Genomic DNA, 13,974 nt, shown 5'->3' on the forward strand with positions numbered 1-13,974 from the left:
TGCACCATTGCGGCTGATTGTAGCAGATCTTTAGCAAGAAAAGGGATATTTACACATTTCTTAAGATTTTTATTAGCGCAAACATCAAGAGAATTGATTTATTACTTGTCATTTATCCATCCCTGATCGCAAAAACCAGGCTTTTATCCGCGCTGACTTTACATATTCTTTGGGACGACCTAAAGTTAATCATATGATTGATTAATTGTTCGACTACCTCTTAGCATTTAACTAATTTCTATTTATTGAGTATGGTGACGATGTCTCATTCCACACCTCATTCCTTAATATTATCCACGCCCGTTACCAGCCGTGGTGAGCAAGCCCGCCAACAATTGATTCAGGCGGCTACCGAATTATTCGGTGAGTTAGGCCTGAAAGGGGCAACAACTCGGGATATCGCCCAGCGGGCAGGACAGAACATTGCGGCCATCACCTACTATTTCAACTCTAAAGAAGGGTTGTATCTGGCGGTCGCGCAACAAATAGCGGATTTCATTCAGCAGACCTTCTCACCGCTGGCGCAAGAGATTGACCAGTTTCTCCAACAACCGATTCACGCACAAACCGCCGAGCAACAGTTGCATTTTATTCGCCGTGGGTTGCTGGAATTCAGCCATCTAATGACGCAGCCAGAAACGTTGAATATGAGCAAAATCATGGCGCGTGAGCAACTCTCCCCGAGCGATGCTTACCCACTGATTCATGTGCAGGCTATTGCGCCATTACACCAAAAACTCAATCTGCTGCTGGCCGCATTTATTGGTGCTGATGCCAGTGCAACCAAAACGATTCTTCATACCCATGCCTTGATTGGTGAAGTGTTGGCCTTTCGCATGGGGCGCGAGACTATCCGCCGCCAGGCCGGTTGGCTGGATATTGGTGAGGCTGAAAGTGAAATGATCAATCAGGTACTTATCGAACACATTGACCTGCTGCTTTACGGATTGCGGGACAAATCAGTACGGTGAGCGTATTGAAGGGGTCGTTATAAAATTGTAGCTATAGACATGGTTGATAGGGAGCATTATGAATCGCAAGAAGATTATAGTGGCCGTCGTTATTGTTGCCCTACTGGCGGCGATAGGTTATGGCTGGAACTACTACCGTCAACAACACGACGCATCTCTGACGCTGTACGGCAATGTGGATATTCGCACAGTGAATTTAGGCTTTCGGGTCGGTGGTCGGCTGGCGTCTCTGGCTGTCGATGAAGGGGATAAAATCCAGCCAGGGGAAGTTCTGGGGAAACTGGATGACGGCCCTTATCTCAATGCACTCAAACAAGCGCAAGCCAATGTTCAAAGCGCGCAAGCACAATTGGCTTTATTGAAGGCAGGATACCGTGACGAAGAGATAGCACAGGTAAAATCTGAAGTTGCTCAGCGAGAAGCGGCATTTAGCTATGCCGATAGTTTCCTAAAACGTCAACAAGGGTTGTGGGCAAGTAAAGCCACCTCGGCCAACGAACTAGAGAATGCTCGAACTGCCCGTAATCAAGCACAGGCTAATCTGCAAGCCTCCAAAGATAAACTCGCACAATATTTGAGTGGCAACCGGCCACAAGAAATTGCGCAAGCCGAAGCGAATCTGGCCCAAAGTGAAGCTGAACTGGCTCAAGCTCAACTCAACCTGCAAGACACTACCCTGCTCGCGCCATCAGCGGGTACCGTACTCACTCGCGCGGTTGAGCCGGGGACCATTTTATCCGCCAGTAACACCGTATTTACCCTGTCACTGACCGATCCGGTATGGGTACGGGCCTACGTCAGTGAGCCCCACTTGAATCAGGCCATCCCCGGTACCGAAGTCGACGTATTTACCGATGGCCGCCCGGACAAGCCATATCACGGCAAAATAGGTTTCGTATCACCCACGGCGGAATTTACCCCTAAAAGTGTCGAAACGCCTGAGCTGCGTACCGATCTGGTTTATCGCTTACGTATCATTATCACTGATGCCGATGAATCGTTACGACAAGGTATGCCCGTCACCGTTCGTTTCGCACAACCTTAAGGCGGCATGAGCTATGAATGGAATCCAGCATCTTATTACTTTGGAGGGTGTTGAAAAACGCTTCCCCGGACTGGATAACCCCGCCGTCGCCAGCCTGACGACCGAGATCCGCAGTGGTGCAGTCACCGGTTTGGTTGGGCCGGACGGGGCTGGTAAAACCACCCTGCTCCGTATGCTCGCCGGATTACTCAAACCCAGTCAAGGCAAGATGACGGTGGTCGGGCTGGACCCGTTAGAAAACGATCGCCAGTTACATTCTATTCTCGGATATATGCCACAAAAGTTTGGTTTATATGAAGACCTCACGGTGATGGAGAACCTGACGCTGTATGCCGATCTACGCGGGGTTACCGGTGAGCTTCGCCGCCAAACATTTGAGCGCCTGCTGACGTTTACTGATTTAACCCGCTTTACTGACCGGCTGGCGGGAAAATTGTCCGGCGGGATGAAGCAAAAACTGGGCCTGGCCTGTACTCTGGTCGGTCAGCCCAAAGTACTGTTGCTCGATGAGCCGGGCGTCGGCGTTGACCCGATTTCACGCCGCGAGCTATGGCGCATGGTGCATGAGTTAGCGAGCGATGGCATGCTTATCCTGTGGAGCACGTCATATCTGGATGAAGCAGAGCAATGCCGCGAAGTGTTGTTGCTAAATGAAGGGAAGTTGCTGTACAGCGGTGCGCCGCAAAGCCTGACACAACGGATGAGTGGGCGCACAATTTTGCTGGCAGCGCAAACCGGGACCAACCGTAAACTGTTACAACATGCGCTGGCATTGCCCCAAGTGAGTGATGGGGTTATTCAGGGGAAGTATGTGCGGTTAATCCTCAAGCCCGACGTGGATCACAGCCAACTATTGCCACTACTCAATCAACCCAATGCCGAGATAACGGAAGCAGAACCGCGCTTTGAGGATGCCTTTATCGACCTGTTGGGGGGCGGCCCCGCCAGTGAGTCCGCGTTGGCGAAGATTATGCCCAAAGTCGCAGGTAGCCATCAGGAGACCGTGATTGAAGCCCAAGAGTTAACCAAAAAATTTGGCGATTTTGCCGCTACCGATCATGTAAATTTTCAGGTCAAACGCGGTGAGATATTTGGTCTGCTCGGTCCGAATGGGGCGGGTAAATCCACTACCTTTAAAATGATGTGTGGTCTGTTAGTCCCCAGCTCAGGCAAAGCATTGGTACTGGGAATGGATCTGAAAACCAGTTCAGGTAAAGCACGACAACATTTGGGCTATATGGCGCAGAAATTCTCGTTGTATGGCAATCTGACCGTTGAACAAAACCTGAAGTTTTTCTCCGGCGTTTATGGTCTGCAAGGCAAAACGCAACGCGATAAAATAGCTGACATGACCTCAGCCTTTAACTTTACCCCAATCCTCAAACAGACCCCGGACTCACTGCCACTGGGGTTTAAACAGCGTTTGGCATTGGCCTGCGCGTTAATGCATGAACCAGACATTCTGTTCCTGGATGAACCGACGTCCGGTGTCGACCCCCTCACCCGCCGTGAGTTTTGGTTGCATATCAATGGGATGGTAGATAAAGGTGTCACCGTCATGGTTACCACCCACTTTATGGATGAAGCGGAATACTGTGATCGTATCGGGCTGGTTTACCGTGGCAAAATTATCGCAGCCGGCACACCTGATGAGTTAAAACAACAGGTTGCCAGTGATGATAATATTAATCCCTCCATGGAAGAGGCCTTTATTGGGCTGGTGCAGCGCTATGATCAGCAAAATGATAAGGAGCAACAGTCATGACCGAGCCACATCTATTGCCAGTGGATAAATCGTCGGTAAATGAGAGCGAAACTTATCAGGACACGGGGTTTTCCTGGCGTCGCCTACGAGCCCTATGCCGTAAAGAGACCCGGCAAATACTGCGTGACCCGAGCAGTGGATTGATAGCATTCGTCATCCCGCTGTTGCTGCTGTTTATCTTTGGCTATGGCATCAATCTGGACTCCAGCAAACTGCACGTCGGCATTTTAATGGAGCAACAGAGCAAACCGGCTCAGGATCTGGCTAACGCCTTCGCCAGTTCACCTTATATTTCACCGCAAATCAGTGATAATCGCCAGGCGCTAATTCAGGCGATGCAAGCCGGCAAAATTCGTGGGCTAATTGTTATCCCCAATGATTTTGCGCAGCAGCTTGCGCGCCCCGAAAGTAAAGCCCCCATTCAGGTGATTACTGATGGCAGTGAACCCAATACCGCCAACTTTGTGCAAGGCTACGCACAAGGGGTGTGGCAAATCTGGCAACAACAACAGGCGCAAAACCTAGGGCAAAAAAACGATCCTCTGATTGAGATTCAGGTCCGTTATTGGTTTAACCCTGCCGCCATCAGCCGACACTTTATTATTCCCGGAGCCATTACCATTATTATGACGGTTATCGGCGCGATTCTAACCTCGCTGGTGATCGCCCGTGAATGGGAGCGCGGGACCATGGAAGCGCTGCTGTCGACCCAGGTCACGCGCAGCGAGTTGCTGTTGTCGAAACTGATCCCCTATTACGTCTTGGGCATGATAGCCATGACACTCTGCATGGCGGTGTCGGTATTTATCCTCGATGTGCCTTTCCGTGGCTCATTGTGGATACTGTTTGTTATGACCAGCCTATTTTTGGCCAGCACTCTGGGTATGGGATTGCTAATTTCGACTATAACCCGTAATCAATTTAACGCCGCAATGGTGGCCTTGAATGCCGCATTCCTGCCGGCTGTGATGCTGTCTGGCTTCATTTTCGAAATTGACAGCATGCCCGCTATCGTGCGCGCCGTAACCTATATCATTCCGGCCCGCTATTTTGTCAGCAGTCTGCAAACCCTGTTTCTGGCGGGGAATATCGGCACCGTGCTGGTGATTAACCTGTTGTTCCTGGTCGCCTCAGCAGCCGTATTTATCGGCCTGACGGCATGGAAAACTAATCGTCGGTTAGATTAGACGCCGATTAGATTAAAGGAAGGAAGCAAGATATGTTTCACCGCCTCTACACATTGATTATCAAAGAGTTGCAGTCACTGCTGCGGGAGCCACAGACACGTGCAATCTTAATTATGCCGGTCATATTACAAGTCATTTTGTTCCCATTCGCCGCTACTTTGGAAGTGACCAATGCCACCATTGCTATTTATAGCGAAGACAGCGGGAAAGCCTCTGTAGAGCTGACCCAACGCTTTGCCAAAGCAGAGGCTTTTTCTCATGTCTTACTGCTTCACAGCCCGCAAGAAATTCAGCCAGTGATTGATAACCAGCAAGCACTGCTTTTGATACGTTTCCCAGAGCAATTCAGTGCTGACCTGGCGAATGGCAAAACCACTCAGTTGCAATTATTGCTGGATGGGCGCAACTCCAACAGCGCGCAAATTGCCGCCAATTACATTCAGCAAATCGTACAAAATTATCAATTAGAATTAACCCAAGGCCAGATAAAGCCCAACAACAGCGAGTTGGTCATCCGCAATTGGTATAACCCAAATCTGAACTACAAATGGTTCGTAGTACCATCATTGATTGCGATGATTACGACCATCGGGGTGCTTATTGTGACATCACTGTCGGTGGCTCGTGAGCGGGAGCAAGGGACCCTCGAGCAGTTGTTAGTTTCACCACTAACCACCTGGCAGATTTTTATTGGTAAAGCTGTCCCGGCACTGATTGTCGCGACTTTCCAGGCAAGTATCGTTTTGTTTATCGGTATCTTTTTTTACCAAATTCCGTTTGCTGGTTCGTTGGCACTATTTTACGGCACCATGCTGCTCTACGGCTTGTCGCTCGTTGGCTTCGGTTTGCTAATTTCCTCGTTATGTTCCACTCAGCAGCAGGCTTTTATTGGCGTGTTTGTTTTTATGATGCCCGCTATCTTGCTGTCCGGTTATGTCTCGCCGGTGGAGAATATGCCTATCTGGCTGCAAAATATTACGTGGATCAACCCTATCCGTCACTTTACCGATATCACCAAACAGATTTACCTCAAGGATGCCAGTTTCGATATTATCTGGCACAGTTTGTGGCCGTTACTCGTGATAACCGCCACCACGGGGAGTGCCGCCTATGGGATGTTTAGGCGGAAAATCGCATAGCGACATTAAACGGTAGCAAGACTTACTTGCATTCACCAAAAAGCAAAAAGGACACCACAGGGGTGTCCTTTAAAATTTTGATCAACCTATACAACGAGCAAGTTTGCCGCGTCGCAGCCCTGAATCAGCTAGCTTAAGCTGAGTTTGATTCAGTGGCGAGACCAAAAAATTGACCGACGCCCGCAGCGCAGAAAGCGCAGTTGACATCGGTCAATGAGCATTTCGAGCAGCGTACGGCGAGCAAGTTTGCCGCATTGCAACCCTGAATCAGCTAGCTTAAGCTGAGTTTGATTCAGTGGCGAGACCAAAAAATTGACCGACGCCCGCAGCGCAGAAAGCGCAGTTGACATCGGTCAATGAGCATTTCGAGCAGCGTACGGCGAGCAAGTTTGCCGCGTCGCAGCCCTGAATCAGCCAGCTTAACGGCGGTTGCCGAAAATCCGCAGTAACATCAAGAACAAGTTAATGAAATCAAGATACAGCGTCAAAGCACCCACGATGGAATACTTGCGGAAGTTATCTTTATCATTGGCATCCAACTGTGAGCCCATGTTTTTCAACTTCTGGGTATCATAAGCAGTCAAACCAACAAACACTAACACCCCGATGTAGGTCACTGCCCACATTAGCGCCGTGCTTTTCAGCCAGATGTTAACAATCGATGCCAACACGATACCGATCAGGCCCATAAACAGCATGCTGCCCATACCACTCAAATCACGCTTGGTGGTATAGCCGTAGAAACTCATGGCACCAAACATACCGGCAGCAATCAAGAATGTGCTGGCGATAGAAGAGCTGGTGTACATGATGAAAATGCTGGATATCGTCAAGCCGGTTAATGCGGAGTAGAGCATAAACAGCGAGGTAGCCATCGAGCCACTCAGGCGGTTAACCATGCCAGAAATAACAAATACCAGACCTAACTGAACAATAATCAGCCCGAAAAAAGTGATCTGACTGGAAAATATAAAGTTGAGTATCGCAGGGGTATTCGCTGCGTACCAAGCGACAACCGCCGTTAATAACAGACCACAGGTCATCCAGCCGTATACCTGCGCCATGTATGCCTGAATGCCTGTGTTGGCACGTTCGACAATCGAACCATTAGAGCGTGGATAGCGATCCATGGTAGTTACCTTATGCATATAAATAATGATACAGGCCATCTAAATTGACAGCCCACCGACTTTTTAAGGGTACCACAGAAGTACAGTCAACAAGGGAGTAAAAATAGACATTTAGCAGTGATCTTTACACTGGTTTACGCTCAATTTACCAGCGCCTGGCCGCCTGATGATCACTGTCGCGTGATTCAACCCAACGTTCGCCGTCCGTTGTGGCTTCCCGTTTCCAAAATGGTGCCTTTGTTTTCAGATAATCCATTATAAATTCAGCCGCATCAAACGCCATACTGCGATGGGTACTGGTCACCCCGACAAAGACAATTTCATCACCGGGGAACAGTGGCCCTACCCGATGAATAACGCTAACTCGCTGTAAAGGCCAACGGCTGCGGGCGTCATCAATAATCTCAGCTAACGCCTTTTCTGTCATGCCTGGGTAATGTTCCAGCGTCAGTGCACTGACGCTATCACCCAGGTTGTGATTACGGACTTTGCCGGTAAAGGTCACCACCGCGCCATCTTCATCACACTGTGACAACCAGTGATACTCATCACCCACACTGAAGGTCTCAGTGCCCACACGAATACGGGTATGCTCCATTATCAACCTCCGGTCACCGGCGGGAAGAACGCCACTTCATCACCCGCCACCAGCGGATGGTGAACATTAACCAGTGATTGATTCACCGCAGTCAGTAATTTGCCTTCTTCAAGGGCTAATTGCCAGCGTTCGCCCCGTTGGCACAGGGATTGGCGCAGTGCCTCGACAGTGGGAAATTCCGCCGCCAATTGCAGGCTATCGGTTCCGACCAGTTCACGCACCTGAGCAAAAAAGAGAATCTGAATCATGGGTTCACCTTAAAATCACCGGATTTCCCGCCACTTTTTGCTAACAGGCGCACCGGGCCAATTATCATGTCTTTTTGTACCGCTTTGCACATATCGTAAATTGTCAGGGCGGCAACGGAAGCTGCCGTCAGCGCTTCCATTTCCACGCCGGTCTTACCGGTCAGGCGGCAGCAAGTTTCGATACGCACACGGTTGTGTTCTGGTTGTGCTTCCAGTTGAACTTCAACTTTGGTCAGCAGCAGTGGATGGCACAGCGGGATCAATTCCCAGGTTTTTTTAGCCGCCTGAATCCCGGCAATACGTGCAGTGGCAAAGACATCACCTTTGTGGTGGCTGCCCTCGATAATCATCGCCAACGTCGCGGCCTGCATTTCAACAAAAGCCTCTGCCCGTGCTTCGCGCACAGTTTCTGCTTTAGTGGAAACATCCACCATATGGGCTTCGCCTGCGGCGTTAATGTGAGTTAGTTGGGTCATATATTCTCTTCTGTTCTTAACGTTGCCCGCTATCAACCGCCAATAAACGATAAATTCTGGGTAATACCGCTGTTGCCCTGATGCAGAAAATGGGTCTGTTTCTTGGTTTGCAATGCACTCTGGATGCGTGCCATTAACTCATCTTGCTGGTCATCGCTGCCCAGTAAGTCACGTAGCGTAATACCTTGCTCGCCAAATAAGCATAAATGCAGATTTCCCAGTGCTGAAACACGCAAGCGGTTACAACTGGCGCAGAAGTCTTTCTCATACGGCATAATCAGCCCGACCTCCCCCAGATAATCCGGGTGATAGAACACCTGCGCCGGGCCATCACTACGTGCCCGCGCTTGTTGCTGCCAACCTTGTTGGAGTAATTGCTGGCGGATGACGCCACCGGAGACATGATGCTGACGAAACAGCTTGCCCCCCTCGCCGGTTTCCATTAATTCGATAAACCGCAGTTGAATCGGCCGCGATTTTATCCAGGTGAGGAAGGCATTCAGGTTGCGATCATTGACATCACGCATCAGTACGGCATTAATTTTGACTTTCTCAAAACCAGCATCGAAAGCAGCATCAATGCCTTGCATGACCTGATGAAATTTATCCTGCCCGGTTATGGCATGAAATTGTCGCGGGTCAAGGCTATCAACACTGACGTTAATGGCTGTCAATCCAGCCTCCCGCCATTGGGTGGCGTCACGGGCTAAACGGTAGCCATTGGTGGTGACTGCCAGCGTGCGGATCGCCGGATTTTGTTTGATAGTCGCGATGATATCGGTGAAGTCGCGCCGCATAGAAGGTTCGCCGCCCGTCAGACGAATTTTTTCTGTTCCCAGCAGAGCAAAGGCGCGGCTGACGCGGCTTATCTCGTCCAGACTCAGAAAGCTTTTTAATCCGTCGGGGCGATAGCCATCCGGCAAGCAATAGGTGCAACGGAAATTGCACACATCGGTGATTGATAGGCGCAAGTAATAGAACTTGCGCGCAAATGCGTCAGTGAGTTGTACCATAACACCTTTCCAAATACGGGAGATGCAGGCATTTCTACCTCGCACCCTGGTGGCTTAAAGCCACGGCCAGAGCATCATATTGTTCGCGGACGAGACAACGTAGACGCCAAGGCTAGGAGTTTATGTTCAGTGACAGTTTACCTACTGCCCACCGAACCATGGTTTAAAAAGTAAAGCGCTTAGTGGCAGGTGAGTCGCTAAAAACCCTACTTTTCCTAGAGATTCTAACGCTAAAACGGCAGGATAGCCAATGGCTGTTTTTCGTTATATATTTTTATATACAACGACTTATCTAACAAAACTCACTGTTATTCAGTCTATTGTAATCCGTTGCTAATACTTTGTTTAAAATCACGAAAACAATGGCTTTTATCGCGTTTTCGCGGCAAATCCGTTAACTTATGCAGCAATTTCACCCTTAGCTACGCTATTAGAGCCAGGCAACAATATTTAGACAGGAAAAATATGCGAAATCGCACATTAGCGGATCTCGATCGAGTGGTTGCTTTAGGGGGAGGCCATGGCCTGGGGCGCGTGATGTCAGCCCTTTCTCCGCTGGGTTCACGCCTGACAGGTATTGTTACCACCACCGATAATGGCGGCTCGACGGGTCGCATTCGCCGTTCAGAAGGAGGGATTGCCTGGGGTGATACCCGCAATTGCCTTAATCAGTTGATCACTGAGCCGAGTGTGGCTTCGGCAATGTTTGAATACCGTTTTAGCGGTAATGGCGAACTCTCGGGCCATAATCTGGGCAATTTAATGCTCAAAGCGTTAGACCATCTCAGCATCAGACCTATCGAGGCAATCAATCTGGTGCGTAGCTTGCTGAAAGTAGAGGCATGGCTCATCCCGATGTCTGAGCAACCGGTCGATTTGCTGGCCATCGATCATGAAGGGCACCCCGTTTATGGTGAGGTGAATATCGACCAACTGGCAAAAATGCCACAAGAGATGTTGTTGTCACCGCACGTTCACGCCACGCGGGAAGCCGTGGAAGCAATTAGCCAGGCCGATGTTATTTTGATTGGGCCAGGTAGTTTCTTAACCAGTCTGATGCCCTTGTTACTGCTCGATGACTTAACTCAGGCCTTACGGCGCAGCTCTGCCAGTATGATTTATATCGGTAATCTCGGGCGTGAACTCAGTGTGGCGGCGGCCGCGCTATCGTTGCAAGAAAAACTGGCGATAATGGAAAGCAAGATTGGCCGCAAAATTATTGATGCGGCAATTGTCAGTCCACAAATTGATATCAGTGGTGTAACGGACAGGATTATTATCCAGCAGCCACTGGAAGCCAAAGATATCCCTTATCGCCATGACCGCGAATTACTGCGTCAGGCGCTGGAAACCACGTTGCAACAATTGGGTGGGGTGGGCTCGGCGTAAGTCGAACCGGTATTTTGTTGCTGGTTATCACTGAATATTGGGATGATAGGCTCCAAAACTCGCTGCTGATAATTCACTTTAGCTACGTGTATTGGTAAGGTGTAAAGCCGCGTCAATGGCTCATCAGTTAATATTTCGCCGCTGGGGCCATACAGATACTCACCCTCTGGGTAAAGCAACAAAGTGTTATCTGCTATATGCCGTGCGTGCTGTGGTGAATGGGTGGTAAATAGTACTGTTATACCCTGTCTTGTAGATAACGCCCTTAATGTACTCAGCACACGGTCTTGATTTGATAAATCCAACGCAGAGGCAGGTTCATCCAAAATAATAATTTCTGGTTCACTGGCCAATGCCCGGGCAATACAAACCAACTGTCGCTCACCGCCACTGAGTTGATCAAAAGGCTTATCAGCTAATGGCAGTAATCCCATCAGTTCTAAACAACTTTGCGTTATGTCCCGATCAACGATACCAGGCGAGGCATACCAGCGCATATGGCGTACCCGCCCTAACATCACCATAGTCCGCACTGTGTAAGGGAAGGTTATGCTTTCTTGCTGCGGAACATAAGCGACCTCAGCTGACAGGCACGTATCCCCCTGCTGTGAGGGAATAAGGCCCAAAATCGCGCGTAATAATGTTGTTTTCCCGCGCCCGTTAGTCCCCATAATAGCCGCTATCTGCCCTTTACCGAGGTGAAATGACAGATCATTAAACAAAACCTTCCCCCCATGAGACAGACTTAATCTACTCACATTAATCACGATGCCACCCCTTATCCTGATTTTTTCGTAGTAACCAGACGAACACCGGCGCGCCAATCAATGCCGTAAGAACACCCAAAGGAATTTCAGCGCTAGTAGCACTGCGAGCCAAGGTGTCTATGATAATCATATAGATAGCCCCAAATACCACGGCGGTTGGAAGTAATTTCTGGTGATCTGGCCCGACAATAATCCGTGTAATATGGGGAACAACCAACCCAACCCAGCCAATAGTCCCAGCAACCGCGACAGTCGCTGCCGTAATTAACGTGGTCGCTAGCAAAACTAACCAGCGAGTTTTCTCGACTGAAACCCCCAGTGCCGCCGCATTTTCGTCCCCCAGAGATAAAACATTGATACGGAAACGCAATAAAAACAACAGTAAAATGCCAAGTAAAACAGGCAGAGTGACTAAAAATAATTTGTGATAAGTGATGGTAGAAAAACTGCCCATTAACCAGAAAACAATCGTGGGTAATGTGCTATTAGGGTCAGCAAAATAGGTCAACAAGGATATTAATGCGGTAAAGAAAGCACTGATCACCACCCCGGCCAATATCAACATTAAAACCCGAGTACTGCCGCCATAGCGCCCAAGAAAATACACCAATGTCATCGCCAATAATCCACCAACAAACGCTAAGGCCGTGGTTAGCATCAGAGAGGAAAATAGTACTATCGCAACAGCACCGCCCAATGCCGCCCCCGAAGAGACACCAATTATTTGCGGCCCCACCAATGGATTACGGAAAATTCCTTGTAGCGCAGCCCCGGCAACTGACAAACCAGCGCCAGTCAAGGCAGCGATAAGAATTCGCGGTAAACGGATAGCCATAACAACACGCTGTTCTGTCATCGTCCATTGAGTCAATAGATTCAGATCTTCAATAGGGAATATTGCTGAGACTAAAACTGCCATCACCACATTGATACTTAATGGATAACGGCCGCTACACAGTGCCACCAGTATTACCACAATCAGCAATAGGCTAATCAGAAACCAAAAAGCAGCGTTTTTTTGGCGCAAAAAATGTAGGTATCTCATGATTCATCCTTGAATAAATCGATATAATGTACCGATAATTTATTGGCCTCTAGCTGCAAGATTTTATTGAGCTCGCGTTGACTTAAGTTGTAGCCATAAAGGAAAGAATAACTTTCGATAATTTTTGATTTTAATGGGCCGCTGATGTTTTCAGGATAAAAGATATCCATAAGCCATTGCCAATACAGTGGTGTTTCCTGACTGGGCGCATCCCAGATAAATCCTCCATTGGGGATTTTATACACTCTTTTATTTTTAACGGCTGCCACCTCGGCTAATGCTGGACTGGCATATATATCCGCAGGTATCACACCCGTTTCAAAGTTACCTAATAAAATGATGTCTGGATTCCAGACTATGATTTGTTCTTGATTGATAACTCTTGGCCCGTTAAATTCAGCGGTGATACTGACCCCGCCAGCCCGTTTAATATCCTGATTGGTATGCGAAGTACGGCTAATCGTTTGTATTTCCGATAGAAACCGTGAAAGATAGAGAACTCGAGGTTTTTGCTGCTGTGGTATTGAGGTTACCACCCCATCAAGATCCCGTAGTGTCTTTTGACGCCATAGAATAATTTCTTCCGCCCGCACCTCTTGGCCAATACTTTCCCCTATCAATGATATCCATTGCTGTGTCTGGGTATCATCATGGTAAGGATATAAAATCAGCGCAATATTTAAACCCGCCAGAACAATAGGATCGACAATGTCATTCCCCAAATGTCCCCACTGCCAAACTAAGTCGGGTTGAATCGTTAGTAATGTTTCAATGTTAGGCATAAAGCCGTGACCAACAGTATCACTGGGTAGCGATGCCATTGTCGGAAACATTGTCACGAGCATTCCTTGTTCAGCTGCCACTTTAGCAAAGGGATGAATACCCGCAAGACGATCGGTGCCTTGATCCAGACTGACCTGTAGCGAAGCTGCGGGTATCGGGATGACAACAGCACGTTTTGCCAAAGCGTTCAGAACAACACTGCGCTGTTTCATATCAGTTAATTGAATACTATCATCAGCCAAAGCCCACGGTATGGCAAAAAAAAACAGGCAAGTGAAAATCACAACAGAATATATATTATTAACCATAATACTATTACCATTTACATTAGTGATTGCGCCTCTGGCGATTTTGATAAAAAACCATTTTTAATGGTGAATAAATTTAAAAACTATATGTAATACCACCATTAATCGAT

The 13,974-nt window shown here is 48.5% G+C and carries 14 protein-coding genes and 1 riboswitch; of the genes, 6 read left to right on the forward strand and 8 right to left on the reverse strand.

From position 1 onward, the window contains the following. Positions 1-260: 260 nt before the first annotated feature. Genes cecR through V2A85_RS09735 form a run of 5 tightly spaced genes read left to right on the forward strand, consistent with a single transcriptional unit; the run spans position 261 to position 6,107 of the window. Positions 261-971 carry a transcriptional regulator CecR gene (gene cecR, locus V2A85_RS09715; protein WP_372558389.1) on the forward strand — a complete coding sequence of 237 codons (711 nt, stop codon included), beginning with the start codon at positions 261-263 and terminating at the stop codon, positions 969-971. A gap of 58 nt (positions 972-1,029) precedes the next feature. Then, on the forward strand, positions 1,030-2,016 hold the full coding sequence (gene hlyD, locus V2A85_RS09720) for a secretion protein HlyD (protein WP_372558388.1): 987 nt from the start codon (positions 1,030-1,032) through the stop codon (positions 2,014-2,016). Positions 2,017-2,029: 13 nt separating this feature from the next. Further along, a complete protein-coding gene (locus tag V2A85_RS09725; protein WP_420071320.1) occupies positions 2,030-3,781 on the forward strand; it encodes an ATP-binding cassette domain-containing protein in 1,752 nt (583 codons plus the stop codon). Further along, the gene (locus V2A85_RS09730) at positions 3,778-4,968 is read left to right on the forward strand and encodes an ABC transporter permease (RefSeq protein ID WP_083159516.1); all 1,191 of its coding nucleotides are present in this window, start codon (positions 3,778-3,780) and stop codon (positions 4,966-4,968) included. Before V2A85_RS09725 ends, V2A85_RS09730 begins: the two co-directional genes overlap by 4 nt. Before the next feature lie 32 nt (positions 4,969-5,000). Then, positions 5,001-6,107 (forward strand): ABC transporter permease, encoded by a 1,107-nt coding sequence (locus V2A85_RS09735; RefSeq protein ID WP_005189548.1) that lies wholly within the window; start codon positions 5,001-5,003, stop codon positions 6,105-6,107. A 419-nt stretch (positions 6,108-6,526) separates the two neighbouring features. Here the strand turns inward: V2A85_RS09735 and V2A85_RS09740 are convergent, their stop codons facing one another. The 5 genes from V2A85_RS09740 to moaA all read right to left on the reverse strand — a co-directional run bounded on the left by V2A85_RS09740 (position 6,527) and on the right by moaA (position 9,572). After that, positions 6,527-7,237 carry a Bax inhibitor-1 family protein gene (locus V2A85_RS09740; RefSeq protein WP_083159520.1) on the reverse strand — a complete coding sequence of 237 codons (711 nt, stop codon included), beginning with the start codon at positions 7,235-7,237 and terminating at the stop codon, positions 6,527-6,529. Positions 7,238-7,382: 145 nt separating this feature from the next. Beyond that, positions 7,383-7,835 (reverse strand): molybdopterin synthase catalytic subunit MoaE, encoded by a 453-nt coding sequence (gene moaE, locus V2A85_RS09745; RefSeq protein ID WP_193784695.1) that lies wholly within the window; start codon positions 7,833-7,835, stop codon positions 7,383-7,385. 2 nt (positions 7,836-7,837) lie between these two features. Beyond that, a complete protein-coding gene (gene moaD, locus V2A85_RS09750) occupies positions 7,838-8,083 on the reverse strand; it encodes a molybdopterin synthase sulfur carrier subunit (protein ID WP_032907188.1) in 246 nt (81 codons plus the stop codon). After that, positions 8,080-8,559 carry a cyclic pyranopterin monophosphate synthase MoaC gene (gene moaC / locus V2A85_RS09755; protein WP_372558386.1) on the reverse strand — a complete coding sequence of 160 codons (480 nt, stop codon included), beginning with the start codon at positions 8,557-8,559 and terminating at the stop codon, positions 8,080-8,082. Before moaC ends, moaD begins: the two co-directional genes overlap by 4 nt. 32 nt (positions 8,560-8,591) lie before the next feature. Further along, positions 8,592-9,572 (reverse strand): GTP 3',8-cyclase MoaA, encoded by a 981-nt coding sequence (moaA, locus tag V2A85_RS09760; RefSeq protein WP_420071321.1) that lies wholly within the window; start codon positions 9,570-9,572, stop codon positions 8,592-8,594. Continuing rightward, a riboswitch (molybdenum cofactor riboswitch) is annotated at positions 9,559-9,703 on the reverse strand. Its footprint overlaps the gene before it by 14 nt. A 334-nt stretch (positions 9,704-10,037) precedes the next feature. Between moaA and V2A85_RS09765 the strand changes: the two genes are divergently transcribed. Next, the gene (locus V2A85_RS09765; RefSeq protein WP_420071322.1) at positions 10,038-10,961 is read left to right on the forward strand and encodes a gluconeogenesis factor YvcK family protein; all 924 of its coding nucleotides are present in this window, start codon (positions 10,038-10,040) and stop codon (positions 10,959-10,961) included. On the opposite strand, the gene V2A85_RS09770 is transcribed toward V2A85_RS09765, so the two are convergent. Genes V2A85_RS09770 through V2A85_RS09780 form a run of 3 tightly spaced genes read right to left on the reverse strand, consistent with a single transcriptional unit; the run spans position 10,910 to position 13,864 of the window. Next, positions 10,910-11,728: an ABC transporter ATP-binding protein gene (locus V2A85_RS09770; RefSeq protein ID WP_420071323.1), complete on the reverse strand. Its 819-nt coding sequence runs from the start codon at positions 11,726-11,728 to the stop codon at positions 10,910-10,912. The genes V2A85_RS09765 and V2A85_RS09770 overlap by 52 nt on opposite strands. Continuing rightward, positions 11,721-12,773: a FecCD family ABC transporter permease gene (locus V2A85_RS09775; RefSeq protein ID WP_420071324.1), complete on the reverse strand. Its 1,053-nt coding sequence runs from the start codon at positions 12,771-12,773 to the stop codon at positions 11,721-11,723. Before V2A85_RS09775 ends, V2A85_RS09770 begins: the two co-directional genes overlap by 8 nt. Then, on the reverse strand, positions 12,770-13,864 hold the full coding sequence (locus V2A85_RS09780; RefSeq protein WP_420071325.1) for an ABC transporter substrate-binding protein: 1,095 nt from the start codon (positions 13,862-13,864) through the stop codon (positions 12,770-12,772). The genes V2A85_RS09775 and V2A85_RS09780 overlap by 4 nt, the downstream gene beginning before the upstream one ends. Positions 13,865-13,974 lie beyond the last annotated feature (110 nt).

Source organism: Yersinia sp. 1252 StPb PI, from assembly GCF_048593885.1.
In the GTDB taxonomy this organism is placed as follows: domain Bacteria; phylum Pseudomonadota; class Gammaproteobacteria; order Enterobacterales; family Enterobacteriaceae; genus Yersinia; species Yersinia enterocolitica_E.